This is a genomic window from Roseibium aggregatum (assembly GCF_017309185.1).
Classification (GTDB): domain Bacteria; phylum Pseudomonadota; class Alphaproteobacteria; order Rhizobiales; family Stappiaceae; genus Roseibium; species Roseibium aggregatum_B.
This window is the reverse complement of record NZ_JAEKJZ010000009.1, coordinates 76,865-90,807: the sequence shown is the minus strand read 5'-3', so window position 1 is coordinate 90,807 and position 13,943 is coordinate 76,865. Positions and strand designations below refer to the sequence as shown.

14 protein-coding genes are annotated in these 13,943 nt (G+C 61.4%); 6 read left to right on the top strand and 8 right to left on the bottom strand.

The annotated features are described in order from the left end of the window. Positions 1–149: 149 nt before the first annotated feature. The 4 genes from JF539_RS26910 to JF539_RS26895 all read left to right on the top strand — a co-directional run bounded on the left by JF539_RS26910 (position 150) and on the right by JF539_RS26895 (position 5,096). On the top strand, positions 150–2,363 hold the full coding sequence (locus JF539_RS26910; protein WP_207144315.1) for an esterase-like activity of phytase family protein: 2,214 nt from the start codon (positions 150–152) through the stop codon (positions 2,361–2,363). Positions 2,364–2,622: 259 nt separating this feature from the next. Then, positions 2,623–3,402, top strand: a complete 780-nt coding sequence (locus JF539_RS26905) for a tetratricopeptide repeat protein (protein WP_207144314.1) — start codon at positions 2,623–2,625, stop codon at positions 3,400–3,402. Between the two features lies 1 nt (position 3,403). Next, on the top strand, positions 3,404–4,903 hold the full coding sequence (locus JF539_RS26900) for a hypothetical protein (RefSeq protein WP_207144313.1): 1,500 nt from the start codon (positions 3,404–3,406) through the stop codon (positions 4,901–4,903). A gap of 49 nt (positions 4,904–4,952) precedes the next feature. Beyond that, complete coding sequence (locus JF539_RS26895; RefSeq protein ID WP_207144312.1) at positions 4,953–5,096, top strand: hypothetical protein; 144 nt, start codon at positions 4,953–4,955, stop codon at positions 5,094–5,096. Between the two features lie 12 nt (positions 5,097–5,108). Here JF539_RS26895 and JF539_RS26890 read toward each other — a convergent pair whose 3' ends face one another. Beyond that, positions 5,109–6,425 (bottom strand): mechanosensitive ion channel family protein, encoded by a 1,317-nt coding sequence (locus tag JF539_RS26890; RefSeq protein WP_207144311.1) that lies wholly within the window; start codon positions 6,423–6,425, stop codon positions 5,109–5,111. A gap of 221 nt (positions 6,426–6,646) precedes the next feature. Between JF539_RS26890 and JF539_RS26885 the strand changes: the two genes are divergently transcribed. After that, a complete protein-coding gene (locus JF539_RS26885; protein WP_207144412.1) occupies positions 6,647–7,081 on the top strand; it encodes a MarR family transcriptional regulator in 435 nt (144 codons plus the stop codon). Positions 7,082–7,088: 7 nt separating this feature from the next. Here the strand turns inward: JF539_RS26885 and JF539_RS26880 are convergent, their stop codons facing one another. Continuing rightward, the gene (locus JF539_RS26880) at positions 7,089–7,826 is read right to left on the bottom strand and encodes an SDR family oxidoreductase (RefSeq protein WP_207144310.1); all 738 of its coding nucleotides are present in this window, start codon (positions 7,824–7,826) and stop codon (positions 7,089–7,091) included. A gap of 93 nt (positions 7,827–7,919) precedes the next feature. On the opposite strand from JF539_RS26880, the gene JF539_RS26875 reads away from it, so the two are divergent. Continuing rightward, a complete protein-coding gene (locus JF539_RS26875) occupies positions 7,920–8,816 on the top strand; it encodes a LysR family transcriptional regulator (RefSeq protein WP_207144309.1) in 897 nt (298 codons plus the stop codon). Here the strand turns inward: JF539_RS26875 and JF539_RS26870 are convergent. The 6 genes from JF539_RS26870 to JF539_RS26845 form a co-directional block, all read right to left on the bottom strand. Then, positions 8,811–9,230 (bottom strand): VOC family protein, encoded by a 420-nt coding sequence (locus JF539_RS26870; protein ID WP_207144308.1) that lies wholly within the window; start codon positions 9,228–9,230, stop codon positions 8,811–8,813. The two genes, JF539_RS26875 and JF539_RS26870, sit on opposite strands and share 6 nt — an antisense overlap. Positions 9,231–9,234: 4 nt before the next feature. Continuing rightward, on the bottom strand, positions 9,235–9,654 hold the full coding sequence (locus tag JF539_RS26865) for a hypothetical protein (RefSeq protein WP_207144307.1): 420 nt from the start codon (positions 9,652–9,654) through the stop codon (positions 9,235–9,237). A gap of 93 nt (positions 9,655–9,747) precedes the next feature. Continuing rightward, complete coding sequence (gene leuB, locus JF539_RS26860; RefSeq protein ID WP_207144306.1) at positions 9,748–10,860, bottom strand: 3-isopropylmalate dehydrogenase; 1,113 nt, start codon at positions 10,858–10,860, stop codon at positions 9,748–9,750. A gap of 112 nt (positions 10,861–10,972) precedes the next feature. Continuing rightward, positions 10,973–11,743 (bottom strand): sulfite exporter TauE/SafE family protein, encoded by a 771-nt coding sequence (locus JF539_RS26855; protein WP_207144305.1) that lies wholly within the window; start codon positions 11,741–11,743, stop codon positions 10,973–10,975. A 3-nt stretch (positions 11,744–11,746) separates the two neighbouring features. Further along, positions 11,747–12,541, bottom strand: a complete 795-nt coding sequence (locus JF539_RS26850) for a helix-turn-helix domain-containing protein (RefSeq protein ID WP_207144304.1) — start codon at positions 12,539–12,541, stop codon at positions 11,747–11,749. A gap of 225 nt (positions 12,542–12,766) precedes the next feature. After that, positions 12,767–13,939 (bottom strand): M20 aminoacylase family protein, encoded by a 1,173-nt coding sequence (locus tag JF539_RS26845; RefSeq protein ID WP_207144303.1) that lies wholly within the window; start codon positions 13,937–13,939, stop codon positions 12,767–12,769. Between the last annotated feature and the right edge of the window lie 4 nt (positions 13,940–13,943).

The following is a 13,943-nucleotide window of genomic DNA, read 5'->3' as shown; positions in this document are numbered from 1 at the left end:
AATCGGGCCTGCCGCGAGAATCCAGAGGAAACGCTCGCGCACCCGTCGCCGGCTCGTCAAAAAAGCTTCATCATTCCGTCACTTGTTTTGAGTCCAGGAGAACTAGTTTGCCGCCACCTCAAACCCTAAGCAACAAGGGAGTTAGTGGAATGGCGACACTTCGCGGGCATTTCTTGAAAGGGGCCGGCCTGGCTGTCCTGTTTGGACTGGGCGCGGTCTCGTCCGCTCAGGCGGATTTCTTCGAGCGTATCAATTCCTACCCGGTCTACAAGACCCTGCCGGATGGAGCCGACAAGGCGACCGAGACCGTCGCCGAGATCATCTACGCGTCCAAGGACGGCCGCACTCTGGCCTTCACGGACAGCCCCGGCGAGGCCATCGTGTTCGTCAACGCCGCCAATCCGCTGAACATTCAGCCGGCAGGCCGCGTGGCGCTGGGCGGCGAACCGACGTCCGTTGCCGTTGGCGCCTACGCCGCCTATGCGGGTGTGAATACCAGCGAAGACTTCATCAACGTGTCCGGCAAGATGACCGTGATCTCGCTGAACGGGTATGAAGTCACCGCCGAGTGCGACGCCAAGGGACAGCCGGACAGCGTTGCGATTTCTCCGGATGGCAAGTTCGTCGCCATCGCGATCGAGAACGAGCGTGACGAAGAGCTAAACGACGGGGTTATCCCGCAAATGCCTGCGGGCCATCTGGCGATCTTCGATCTCGACGATAACGGCGCGCCGACCAATTGCGACGCGGTCCGCATCGTCGACATGACCGGCCTGGCCGAAGTCGCCCCGAGCGATCCGGAGCCGGAATTTGTCTCCATCAACTCTAAAAACCAGGCCGTCGTCACCCTGCAGGAAAACAACCACATCGCCATCGTCGATCTGGCGAGCGGCAAGGTCGTCGCGAATTTCTCCGCGGGTACGGCAACGGCAGAGAACGTTCCGGTGAAAAAGGCGCGCATGAGCGACGCATCCGGTTCCAGTGTCGATGTCCGCCGCGAGCCGGACGCGGTTGCCTGGATCGACGACGAGCGTTTCGTGACCGCCAACGAAGGCGACTACGAAGGCGGCTCGCGCGGCTTCACCATCTGGAACGCGAAGGGCGACGTGCTCTTCGACAGCGGCAACCAGATGGAGCATCTGGGAATGGCCCACGGCCACTATCCGGCCAAGCGCGCTCACAAGAAAGGTACCGAGCCGGAAGGCGTGGCGGTCGGGGACTTCGGCGGCGACACGCTGATCTTCGTCAACTCCGAACGCGGCAACTTCGTCGCCGTTTACAAGGACACCGGCGGCACGCCGGAATTCGTCCAGCTCCTGCCGACCCATGTCGGCCCGGAAGGCCTTCTGGCGATCCCGAGCCGGGATCTCTTCGCGGTGGCCAACGAGGTCGACGAAGACGGCGTGCGCGCGCATGTCTCGCTCTATCAGTTCGGCGCCGAGGCCCCGTCCTACCCGTCCATCGTTTCAGCAATCGACGAGGAAAAGCAGGCTCCGATCGGTTGGGGCGCACTCTCCGGCCTGGCCGCCGACCCGGAAGACGAAAACAAGCTCTATGCGGTCAGCGACAGCTTCTATGACGATGCCCGGATCTATACCCTGGACATCTCCTCCAGGCCGGCGAAGATCGTGTCCTATGCCACCGTTCAAGGCGGCAAACAGGCGAAGCTGGATCTGGAAGGCATTTCCGTCGCCAGGGATGGCGGCTTCTGGCTGGCATCCGAAGGCAACCTGGAAAAAGACCTGCAACACCTTCTCCTGAAGGTTGGCAAGGACGGCACCGTCGAGCAAGAGATCACCTTGCCGCAGGCCCTGATCGATCAGTCCGACCGCTACTCCTTCGAGGGTGTCGCCGAGTTCGAAATGGACGGTCAGACGCGGGTCGCCGTTGCCGTTCAGCGCGAATGGAAAGACGATCCCAAGGGCATGACCAAGATCGCCATTTATACCCCCGCGGACAAGTCCTGGGGCTTCGTGCACTACCCGCTCGACGCACCGAAAAGTGCGGCCGGCGGCTGGGTTGGCCTGTCCGAGATCGTCTCTCTCGGCGACGGCGCTTTCGCGATCCTGGAACGTGACAACAAGGGTGGTGAAGACGCCGCGATCAAGCAGATCACGACGGTTTCCCTGAAAGGTGTCACTCCGGCCGCTTATGGTGAGACGCTGCCGGTGCTCGAAAAGCACTTCGCGATGGACATCCTGCCGGCGATGGCGAAAAGCAAGGGCTGGGTTCTGGACAAACCCGAAGGGCTGACGGTTACGCCCGGCGGACGCCTGATCCTGATCACCGACAATGACGGTGTCGACGATGCGCCCGGCGAAACCCAGCTTATCGACCTCGGCCCGGCAAGCCGTCTGAACTGATAAAAAGACAAGGCAAGTCAAGTCTCCCAAGACCTGACCCAGGGCCCGGAAGTCTTTGGCTTCTGGGCCTTTTTTCGAACTGATTTTCGAATTGCGGATGCGGCGCGTCCAGCGGCCTTTGCGCAGACGAAGAGCGGGAACGTCTTCACCGCAGGAAACCTGCGTTCCCGCAAGACGCCGTATTTCCCTCGCCATTAATGTCATCTTCAGGGTTCGAAGTGATTGTGAACCATCGATTTTTGTCAATTTGCGAGTGAATATGCTCAGGTTTCTTTGTTCGGCCGTTCTTCTGTTTCCTCTCCTGGTATCGTCCGTCGGCGCTCAGGTTCCCCCGGAGTGGCGGGAGCGTTACGACGCGATCGTGGACAGGGGCGTGAAGTCCTGCAAGGACAACAAGGTTTTCGAGAACCTCCGACGGGAAGCCCAGGAGGGCGACCCGCTGGCCGCCTATTGGGTCTATAACAGCATGAGCCGGAAGACGTGCGTCAGATACAGCTCAAACCCGTTTAACCGGACTTCCTATCTCGAACAGGCCGCCAAGGCGGAATACCCGGATGCGGTTCGGCTTTACGGCAAGAACATGCTTTACGGATACGGCCTCAAAAAGAATCCGAACAAAGGTATCGGCTACCTGAAAAAAGCCTACGAGCTCGGCAGTCCCTACGGGGCCTCTGAGCTGGCCTATGCCTACGGCAAGGGAAACGTGGTCCGGCGCAATCCGAAGCTGGCGCTTGAATATCTGGAAAAAGCGATCAAGGCGGGCATCGATCGGAAACAGATGACGGTCATTGCCAGCGCGATGCCCTACGATCTGTCGTTGAAGGCCTGGGCGGTCATCGACAACACCAAGCCCGATCCGAACTGGCATGCCGCGGTAGTCGCGGTCAAGCCGGCGGCACAATCTGCCGAAGCGGCGGTAAAGCCCGTGGCGCTTTCGAGTTTTTCCTTCAAGCCTCTGTCGGCGTATGACACGGGGAAAAGCCCCGGCCGCTCCCAAAAAAGACAATCGCGATTTACCAAATGGCTGGAGGGACGCTGAGATGACTTTTGTTCGCAGGCTCTTTTCCATTCCAGTGATCGGTCTCTGGCTCGCGCTCACCATGAGTCCGCTCGCCAGTGCGGAGACGATGGACTTCAAACTCAACGGCACCGACGAGGTGCGAGGGGCCGGACGGTCGGAAAAAGGCGCTTCCCTGCCTTTCAAGTGGAACGCCGATCTGAAGCTGGGTCTTCTTGGCGGTGAACCGGTCGTTTCCCTGCGTTTCAGGTTCGATGCCTCGGGAGGCACCGTCACGCTTCCGGTTCTGGAAGCCGGTATCCGGGACGAAAAATATCAGACAATGAGTTTCGCCGTGCTGCCCCAGGGCCTGCGGGACAAGGTCAGGCTGACCGAGGTGAAACTCCGGATCAGCTTTTTCAGTGAAGTCGGGATCGTCGACCTCGTGGCGGACGTCGGTGCGACCGGGGCGCCGGGGCAATGGTCGTTCAATGTGCCGGGAAGCCCGGACTGGGACCATTTGTTCCTGAAGGAAGGGTCACGGAGCATGTGGCTTTCAGCAGGTGTCGCAAAGGCTGCCTGGGCGAAGGGACTGACAGTCAGTTCGGTCAGGGTCGAGGCAGCGGACCTTAATCTCTACCTGCTCCACAGCGCCTATATGAAAGACTATGGCCGCGAACGTTACCGTGCGATGGGACCGGCCTACAGCCGTCTCCGGGATGCGATCGAGCGCAGCTACGACATCGAAGTCGGCAATGTATCCGGTGCCTGGAGCGGTGCTTACCTGAGCAAGACGGATCTCGGCAGCGCGGCCGACTGGTCCCGGCGCAACGGCGAGCTTGACGCCTTGCTGAAAAAGCTCTCAAGCCTCCCGGACGGGTTTCGGGACGGGAGTAACCACGGTCCCTACCTGCAAGCCGTCAAGGAAGTCGCCATTCTGCAGAAGAGCCTCGACGCCGCTGTCGCGAGCTTCAAGGCTGACGGGCGCGATCCGAACTCGTTTGAAAAGGGGAGAGAACCGAAATTTGATCGCGAGCGTCCGGCTCTTTCGGAAAACGCAATGTATGTGCAGTGCTTTAGAATATGCGAGGGAGACGGGCTCATCTTCGCCGTCACGGAGAACGGTTTGAATAAAGAACCGGTGCTGCGTCTCAAGGGCGACGAAAAACTCAGGCACAAGTCTGTCATTGTCGACAGCCGTGACTTTCCGTGTGCGACAATAGTCTCAGGCGGAACCGTCGACGGTGTGACGATGGCGCGGCACGTCAGTGGTGCTCCCATCGATTTCAGCATGATCGAGTGTAAAAAGGGCTATAGGCTCCGCCTTCTACCCGATAATCCACAATTTTTCCGGTATAAGCCGAAGTATAATGAGTTCGATACACGCGTTACATCGCATTATAGGCACGAAGGTTACGGAAAATTTGAGAATTATGCGAGGAGTGGCGGCTATTATACGGTGTTGTTGTTGAATGAGGCCGGGCATTCAATCGCTGAATTTCTTTTTCGCGAAGGTTTTAGGTTTAAGAAAAAGAAAGACTAGAGTGGGTGTTGCCAATCGATTCTGATTGACCTGTCGTGGAACTGTATGTGTGGAGAATCTGCGATCTAGCCTCGCGGCGGCGCCGGCGATACCGCCCGGCGTGATCAAGGGCCTTGCCAAGCATGTTTTGACGGCAAAGGGGCTGGACCAGTTCAACGCGGACCGGAAGGTGACCGGTCAGGCGGTCCTGTAACGGACATCGAGGTTAGTCTTCGAGCTCACCTTTCGTCTGAAACGCCTCTCCCGGCGGGGTTTTCAGGATGACCTCGCGATGCGGGTAGGGGATGGCGATGTTGTTTTCCTTGAACGTGTCCCATAGCGCGAGGAGGACCTGTCCGCGGATGTTGGTGAGGCCCTGCTGCGGGTCGCTGATCCAGAAGCGCAGGACGAAGTCGAGGGACGAATCTCCGAAGCCGGTCAGCCAGCAGACCGGGTTTTTCGAGAGGTCGACCCGGGCAACCGATCTGGCCGCGGCGATCGCCAGCGCGCTGACCTCATGCGGGTCGCAGTCATAGGAAACGCCGAAATTCACGTCGAGGCGAACCAGGTCGTCGCTGAACGACCAGTTGATCACCCGGTGGGTGATGAAGTCCTCGTTGGGGATCAGGTATTCGCGCCCGTCCCTCGTGACGACGGAGACGAAGCGCGCCCGGAGTTCCCGGATCCATCCAAAGGTGCCTTCCAGCGAGATCGTGTCGCCCGGCTTGATCGACTTGTCGAGCAGGATGATGATCCCGGAAATGAAGTTGGAGATCACCTTTTGCAGACCGAAGCCCAGGCCGAGCCCGACGGCGCCGGTGAAAACGGTGAAGGCGCTGAGGTCGATGCCGACGGAGGACAGCGCGACCGTTGCCGCGATCAGCACCAGTCCGAATTTGACCACCTTGCCGATCAGGACCCGGATCGACGGGGTCAGTTCCTCCGACTTCTGCACCTGCTCGTCGAGAAAACGGCCGGTGACGACCGCGAGCCAGATGGTGGCGATCAGGAGTGCCGCGGCCTTGAGAACGATCAGGGCGGAGAGGCGCAACTCGCCGAGCGGCAGCGCGTAGCTGTCCAGAAACGTGGCCGCTTCGTCGTCGAAGTTGAGGATCACGAGAGCCGCGTAGATCCAGGCGAGCCATGTCAGAATGCGCGCGGCCAGGCGGTTGCGGATGATCCGCGAGAACACGGAAACGAACAGCCACACGAGCGACAGGGAAAAGACGATGTAGATGAAGTGGCTGCGGCTCGGCCAGGTGACGGCGCGCATGACCGTCAGAGTGAGGAACAGGAACAGGTTGAAAAAGATCCAGTCGAGTCGCCGCAAAAGCGCGATGACGACCCGCAACAGGCCCGGATGCCCTTCGATGCGGCGGGCTCTTTCTTCCAGTCTTGGCTCGATGCGCCATTTCAGGAGCCTGGCGGCCGCAAACAGCACGGCGATGATCGCGATCTGGTAGAACATCCACGGTGTCAGCAGATAGTTGAGAACGCCCCGGGCCAGGGATTGTCCTTCCGCGATTGCGTTCTCGATTTCCATGTACCTGTCCGTGTCGGCGGCGGGTCTGCCCGGTTCTTGAGCGGTGCCGCAATTCTGATCGGTTGGGCATGAGCTTAACAGACCTTCGAATTCACAGCCATGTTGCCTCGAAAAGGCGACGCCGACGGAAACGGGCTACGTACGACGGACAGGACTGGCCTTCGCACCCGTTGTGCTGAAAGCTTGTTCATATAGCGCGCTATATGTCCTATAACCCGGTCATGACCTTTTCGAAGGAAACCTCCGCCGGCTATCTGGCGAACCACATGGCACGGCTTTTCGCCATCGGCCTGCAGCGGCGCATCAAGCCGCTCGGGCTGGCGACCGGTCAGTTTCCCGCCTTGCTCGCCCTTTGGGCGGAAGAAGGCCAGACCCAGAAGGAGCTGGTGAGTCAGCTCGGTATCGAGCAGGCGACGCTTGCCAACACGCTGTCGCGCATGGAGCGCGACGGCCTGATCGTGCGGAAATCCTGTCCGGAGGACGGACGCGTGCAGCGGATCTTTCTGACCGACAAGGCGAAGGCGCTGGAGGCGGAGGCCATCGGCTCGGCGCGGGCGCAAAACGCCGTGGCGCTGAAAGACTTTTCAGACACGGAAGTCCGGCAGTTCCTCGACTTCATGCACCGGGCGATCGCCGCGATGCAGGGTGAGGGCTGAGGGCGCGTCAGGCGATGCCGCCATTGGCTCTGAGAACCTGGCCATTGATCCAGGCGCCGTCCGGGCCGGCCAGAAAGGCGACGGCGGCGGCGATATCCTCGGGCTGGCCGAGGCGGCCGAGAGGATTTGCGCCCTTGATGGTTTTCACCAGCTCGTCCGGTTTGCCGGAGAGAAAAAGCTCCGTTTCGACGGGCCCCGGAGCGACAGCGTTGACACGGATTCCGCGCGGTCCGAGTTCCTTGGCCAGAATGCGGGTCATCGCCTCGACCGCTGCCTTGGTCGCCGCATAGATCCCGTAGCTCGGCGGGTAGAGGCCGACCACGCTGGACGACAGACTCACAATGCGCCCGCCGTCCTGCAGGCGCCTGGCCCCTTCGCGCATGCCCTGAAACACTCCGCCGATATTGACGGCGCACTGGCGTTCGAAGTCGGCGTCGCTGGCCTCCGCGAGCGGGGCGTTGGCCATTACTCCGGCGTTGTTCACAAGAATGCCGACCGGACCGAAAGCCTCCTCGGCGGCGTCGAAAAGGGTCTTGAAGGCTCCGGGTTGTGCCACATCCGCCGGCAGGGCGATTGCCCTGCCGCCCGCGTTCCGGATGGTTTCGACGATGCCGGCGGCGGCTTCGCCGTCCTTTCCGTAGTTGACCGCCACGGGGTGACCGTCCCGGGCGAGCCGGGCCGCAATCGCGGCGCCGATCCCCTTGCTGGCTCCGGTGACAATTGCGGTGTTCAGGTCGTGTGTCATGTTCTTCTCCTTTGATCGAAGGCGAAGATAGACATCCCGATTATCCGGATAATCTCTCTATTCATGGAAAGATAATCCGGATATTACGAATAAATGTATGATCGTCTGGAAGCCATGCGTCTGTTTGTCCGGGTGGTTGAGCGGGGAAGTTTCACCGCCGCAGCCGCGGATCTTGGTGTCGCCCGGTCGACGGCGACCGACGTCATCCGGCGGCTGGAGAGGAGCCTGGCCTGCCGGCTGCTGGAGCGCACGACGCGGCACGTTTCGCCGACGCCGGATGGAGCGGCCTACTACAAGCGTTGCCTGTCCATTCTCGCCGATATCGAGGACGCGGAAGGCGCGCTGCGCGGAAACGAGCCTTCCGGCGATCTGCGCGTCGACGCCCACGGCATGCTGACCCGCACTTTCCTGCTGCCGCATCTGCCCGGTTTTCTGGAGCGGTATCCGAAACTCAGACTGCAACTGGGGCAGGGGGAGCGGCTGGTCGATCTGGTGCGCGAGGGTGTCGATTGCGTGCTCAGGGCCGGTGTGCCGGAAGACAGCAGCCTGATCATGAAAAAGCTGGCGGACATTCCGGAAATTACCTGCGCGAGCCCCGATTATCTGAAACGGCATGGGATGCCGCGGAGCCTTGAAGACCTTCAGGGCCATCAGACCGTGGGCTTCCTGTCGTCGCGCACGGGCGGGGTGCTGCCGCTGGATTTTCAGGTGAACGGGGAGGTCCGCGAAGTCCGGCTGCCGAGCCGGGTGGTCGCCAATGACGCGGAGACGGTCCACGATCTGGCGCGGCTCGGTTTCGGCCTCATTCAGGCACCGCGCTACCGGCTGCGGGAGCACCTGGAAAATGGCGGCCTCGTCGAGGTTCTGCCGAACCTGCCGCCGACTTCCCTGCCGCTTGCGGTCTACTACCCTGCGCACCGCCAGCTTTCGCCAGGTGTCAGGGCCTTTGTCGACTGGGCCTCGGAGGTTTTTTCAAAGGCAGAGTTATGATCCGAAGGTCCGGCCGGAGGCGCTGAACGTCGGCTGGATGAGATCCCACTTGTTGCCGAACGGATCCACAAAGACGGCAACCTTGCCATAAGGCTCCACGCGCGGGGGTTCGAGGAAGGTTACCCCGAAGTCTGTCATGGCACGATGGTCCCGGTCGAAATCGTCCGTATTCAAAAACAGGAAGACACGCCCACCGGTCTGGTTGCCGATGGCATCCGCCTGCCGCGGTCCGTCTGCTTTCGCGAGGAGAAGCCGGGTTTCGGAACTTCCCCTGGGCGCCACGAGAACCCAGCGCTTGTCTTCTGTCAGGCGGGTGTCCTCGATCAGGTCGAAACCGAGTTTGCCGACATAGAACGCGAGCGCCTCGTCGTAGTCCGGCACGACAAGGGCGACGGCGCCAAGATGCTGCGCCATGGGTCTACTGGGACTTGCGGTAGACGGAGATGTTCTTGAAGCTGGCCACATCGACCAGATGGACCGTCTGCGTGACCGTCAGCGTGTTGCCGTCCTCCGACAGTTCGCGTTCCGCCTTCATGATGGTCAGCCCGCCCCGGCGGGCCTCGGAGACGAGGTTGCGGTCACCCTGGAAGACCAGGCGCATGGCGTCGACGAGGCCGCTCTTGCCGAGCTTGACCTCCGGCCCGCCGGGCATGGCCTCGAAACTGTCGTTGGTCACCTCACCGTCGGCGGCCACCTGGTTCATGGTGAAGATGGCCATGCCGAAATTGTCCTCGATCCTGAGCGTCGCGCTTTTCGGCGGTTCGCCCTGTTCGAAGTCGCTTTCCTCGGTGTCGAGGATCCAGGTTCCGAGAAAGGGGGCAAGTTTGTCTTCGATCATCTGACCAGCGTGCGTCCGGTTGACAGGGTGTCAAAAATCAAAACCGCCACCGGGATAGCCGATGGCGGTTCTTCATGCAAACGGGTTTGCCGATCAGGCGCTCAGTGCGTCCAGTTCGGCAACGATCGCGTCGCCCATTTCCGAGGTCGACACGGTTGCCTGGCCTTCGGAGGCGATGTCCTTCGTGCGCAGGCCCTTGTCGAGAACGGCGGCGATAGCCTTGTCCAGCAGATCGGCGGCGGCAACTTCCTCGAAGGAATAGCGCAGCGCCATGGAGAAGCTGGCGATCATGGCGATCGGGTTGGCCGCGCCCGTGCCGGCGATGTCCGGCGCGGAGCCGTGGACCGGTTCGTACATGGCCTTGCGCTTGCCGGTGACGCCATCTGGGGCGCCGAGGGACGCGGAGGGCAGCATGCCGAGCGAGCCGGTCAGCATGGCGGCGACGTCGGAGAGCATGTCGCCGAACAGGTTGTCGGTGACGATCACGTCGAACTGCTTCGGCCAGCGCACGAGCTGCATGCCGCCGGCATCCGCCAGCATGTGTTCCAGCTCGACGTCCTGATAACCGTTCTGGTGGGTCTGGGAGACGACTTCGTTCCAGAGCACACCCGACTTCATCACGTTGCGCTTCTCCATGGACGTGACCTTGTTGCGGCGGGTGCGCGCCAGCTCGAAGGCAACACCGGAAATGCGCTCGATTTCGTAGGTGTCATAGACCTGGGTGTCGATCCCGCGCTTCTGGCCGTTGCCGAGATCGATGATCTCCTTCGGCTCGCCGAAATAGACACCGCCGGTCAGCTCGCGCACGATCAGGATGTCGAGGCCTTCGATCACGTCCCGTTTCAGGGAGGAAGCATCGGCAAGGGCCGGGTAGCAGATCGCCGGACGCAGGTTGGCGAAAAGCTCCATGTCCTTGCGCAGGCGCAGCAGGCCGGCTTCGGGACGGACGTCATAGGGCACGTCGTCCCATTTAGGGCCGCCGACCGCGCCGAAGATGACGGCGTCGCAGGCCATGGCCTTGGCCATGTCTTCCTCGGAAATCGCCTTGCCGTGCGCGTCGTAGGCCGAGCCGCCGACGAGGCCTTCATCGGTCTCGAAGGACATGCCGCCTTTGGCGTTGTACCAGGCGATGACCTTTTTCACTTCCAGCATGATTTCCTGGCCAATGCCGTCGCCCGGCAAAAGCAGAAGGTTTTGAGAAGCCATGGACGTTCCATCCCGTGTTTTTTGAAAACAGATGGCGGTGGGTTAGCGCGTCGGCCGCGCTGTTGCAAGGCAAAGCGGGTTGCGAAGAGTTCAAGCGAGGCCGACAGAAAGGTCAACTACCGGACAAGGATCTTGCCGCCTGCCAGAAAAGGTTCAGCGCAAGGATGGTCATCACCCATTTGAAACCGGTCCTGAAGGCCTTTTCGTCCATCTTGCCGAGAAGACGGCTGCCGGCGAGGGTGCCGAGGAAGCCGCTTGCGATCATCAGGGCGATCAGGCCGGCCCAGGGCGCGAAGGCAAAGCCGAGGGCGCCAAATGCGACGATCTTGAAGACATGCATGATCAGCGCGGTGACCGCCTGATTGGCGACGAAGCCGTGGCGCGTCAGACCGAGCGTCGACAGCACGGCCCCGCCGATCGGCCCGGCCGCGCCGAAAAACATGGACAGGAAGGTGGAGGCGAAACCGGCAGCGGTCATGGCGCGTTTGCGGACCCTGCCGAATTTCGGCTTGCTGCCCCAGACGACCCACAGGACGAAGACGCCGATCCCTGCCTTTAGCACGGCGCCGGGCAGTTCCACCGCAATCGCACCGCCGATGGCCGCTCCGAACAGCGCGCCGGCGGCAAACCAGAGCGCGATCAGCCAGTCGACATGTTTGAGCTGAACCAGGGCGCGGCCGGCATTGGAGCCGAGCTGAACGACGCCGTGCACCGGCACCAGTGCGGCCGGGGGCATCAGCGTGGCCATGGCGGCTATCAGGGCAACCCCGCCGCCGAGGCCGACGGCCGCCGTCAATGCGGAGGTGAAAAAGCTGGCGACGACCAGCGTTACGGTCGCCGGCACGCCGAGCGGGTCGGGGAGCAGAAGGCTCACAAGGTCCATCGCTTACGTCCAGCGTGTGTGCGCGTAGTTCAGCGCTTCGCGCACATCGAGCTGGCGGGTGGAATTGCCGCTGCGCACGTAGAAGACCGAGGCCTTGCCTTCTTCGAGATAGACCGCGCGGGGCGCCGGGCGAATGATGATCATCGCCACGTCCCTGGCCTGAACAGCGACAAAGACCGTATGGATATAGGGGCAGAGGTCGCCGCCCAGATATTTCGAAACGATGTCGTTGACCGTGCGCTCGAACGCATCGTGATCCGGACTTTTCAGTGTGGAAAGGTCTTTTTCTATGCCCAGCGGAGTGCCGCCGTCGTCCACGCCGATCAGCAGGTGCCCGCCATCGGCGTTGAAGAAGCCGGCGACGGTTTTGGCGATTACCTTTTCCAGACCCCGGTTGATCCGGTTTTCCTTGACGTCCCAGCGAAGCGAGGATTTGAACTCGACCCTCTCCGTTTCCCCCTGAGCCATCAGGTCGGGAATGAGTGCCGTTTGTTCCTCGCGCAAGGAGCGGTAAGCCTCGGACGTGCGCAGGTAGTTGCGTGTGAAGATGCCGAAGGCGAGACCGATGACGGCACCGATCAGAAAATAGGCGATCGCGACATCGAGATGCCTGGGCAGCAGTATCAGCCAGAGTCGCGCTGAAAGAAATTCAAAGAGGCCCGGTGCGGTTTCGGAGAAGCGGGACAGTTCCCACCAGACGACAATCAGGTTCAGAGGGTGAACCACCAGAACGCCGAAAATCGCCCCGACCAGGATATAGGCCGCCAGGAAGGAAAGCTTGAACGGGGAAAGGAACATCGCTGAAAGCCTGCATGAAAGCGCCGACGGAAACCGGGGTCCGTTATAAGCATTTTTTGCGCGACGTCACGACCCCTGGAATTCGTCATGCCTTGGCTTGACCATGGCATCCATGCCGTTTCCTCTCAACAATCCTTCGCATGAGGCAAGGCAACGGCACGGTTTGCAGGGTCAGGCCCTGCGATGACGTTGTGTGGTCGGCGTTGGGCGCTAACCGCTAGACCTTCACGCGACCGCGGGCAAAGCCGTTTCCACGAGCTTGACCCAATAGGAGCTGCCGTAGGGGATCAGGTCGTCGTTGAAATCGTAGGCCGGGTGGTGCAGGCCTGCACTGTCGCCGTTGCCGGCGAAGATCATCGCGCCCGGGCGTTCCTCAAGCATGAAGGCGAAGTCCTCGCCGCCCATCATCGGTTCGACATGCCGGTCGACCTTGCCCTGGCCGGCAATTCCTTCAGCCACGTCGGCGGCGAATTCGGTCTGGTCGCCGTGGTTCATGGTGACCGGATAGCCCTTGCGGAAATGCAGTTCGGCTTCGGCGTCGAAGGCTTCGGCGACCGAATTGACGATTTTTGAAAGGCGCTGTTCCGCCAGATGGCGCACGGTGGGGTTCAGGGTACGGATCGTGCCGGAGAGCGAGGCTTCCTGGGGAATGACGTTATAGGCGTTTCCGGCTTCAAACATCGTGACCGAGACCACCACGGAGTCCAGCGGATTGGCGTTGCGGCTGGCGATGGTTTGCAGAGCGGTGACCATATGCGCGCCGGTGACGACCGGATCGATGGTCTGGTGCGGTTTGGCGGCGTGTCCGCCCTTGCCCTTGACGACGATGCGGAATTCGTCGGTCGCCGCCATGATCGGCCCCGTGCGGATTGCGAACTCTCCCACCGGCAGGCCCGGATAATTGTGCATGCCGTAAACCTCGTCCATTGGCCAGCGGGTCATCAGACCGTCGTCGATCATGGCCTTGGCGCCGGCGCCGCCTTCCTCGGCAGGCTGGAAGATCACGACGACCGTGCCGTCGAAGTTCCGCGTTTCGGCAAGATATTTCGCAGCGCCCAGCAACATGGCCGTATGGCCGTCGTGACCGCAGGCGTGCATCTTGCCGGGCACCTTGGAGGCATAGGGCTTGCCGGTGATTTCCTCGATCGGCAGCGCGTCCATGTCGGCGCGCAGGCCGATGGCTTTCCCCCGGCCGCCGTGCCGTCCCTTGATCACGCCGACGACACCGGTCTTTCCTATGCCGGTCGCGATTTCGTCGACGCCGAAGCTTTGCAGCAGCTCCGCCACCTTTCCGGCCGTACGGACCGTTTCATAGAGAATTTCCGGATTCTCATGAATATCCCGGCGCCACGCCGTGATTTCGTCGGTCATTTCAGCAAGGCGGTTTACGATCGGCATGCAC

Excerpts from the sequence above, each read along its gene's own strand:
- JF539_RS26910 (WP_207144315.1), top strand. The coding sequence starts at position 150 with ATGGCGACACTTCGCGGGCATTTCTTGAAAGGGGCCGGCCTGGCTGTC.
- JF539_RS26855 (WP_207144305.1), bottom strand. The coding sequence starts at position 11,743 with ATGGACCTTGTGAGCCTTCTGCTCCCCGACCCGCTCGGCGTGCCGGCG.
- JF539_RS26845 (WP_207144303.1), bottom strand. The coding sequence starts at position 13,939 with ATGCCGATCGTAAACCGCCTTGCTGAAATGACCGACGAAATCACGGCG.
- JF539_RS26885 (WP_207144412.1), top strand. The coding sequence starts at position 6,647 with ATGACCTTTTCGAAGGAAACCTCCGCCGGCTATCTGGCGAACCACATG.
- leuB (WP_207144306.1), bottom strand. The coding sequence starts at position 10,860 with ATGGCTTCTCAAAACCTTCTGCTTTTGCCGGGCGACGGCATTGGCCAG.
- JF539_RS26880 (WP_207144310.1), bottom strand. The coding sequence starts at position 7,826 with ATGACACACGACCTGAACACCGCAATTGTCACCGGAGCCAGCAAGGGG.
- JF539_RS26900 (WP_207144313.1), top strand. The coding sequence starts at position 3,404 with ATGACTTTTGTTCGCAGGCTCTTTTCCATTCCAGTGATCGGTCTCTGG.
- JF539_RS26850 (WP_207144304.1), bottom strand. The coding sequence starts at position 12,541 with ATGTTCCTTTCCCCGTTCAAGCTTTCCTTCCTGGCGGCCTATATCCTG.
- JF539_RS26875 (WP_207144309.1), top strand. The coding sequence starts at position 7,920 with ATGTATGATCGTCTGGAAGCCATGCGTCTGTTTGTCCGGGTGGTTGAG.
- JF539_RS26890 (WP_207144311.1), bottom strand. The coding sequence starts at position 6,425 with ATGGAAATCGAGAACGCAATCGCGGAAGGACAATCCCTGGCCCGGGGC.
- JF539_RS26870 (WP_207144308.1), bottom strand. The coding sequence starts at position 9,230 with ATGGCGCAGCATCTTGGCGCCGTCGCCCTTGTCGTGCCGGACTACGAC.
- JF539_RS26905 (WP_207144314.1), top strand. The coding sequence starts at position 2,623 with ATGCTCAGGTTTCTTTGTTCGGCCGTTCTTCTGTTTCCTCTCCTGGTA.
- JF539_RS26865 (WP_207144307.1), bottom strand. The coding sequence starts at position 9,654 with ATGATCGAAGACAAACTTGCCCCCTTTCTCGGAACCTGGATCCTCGAC.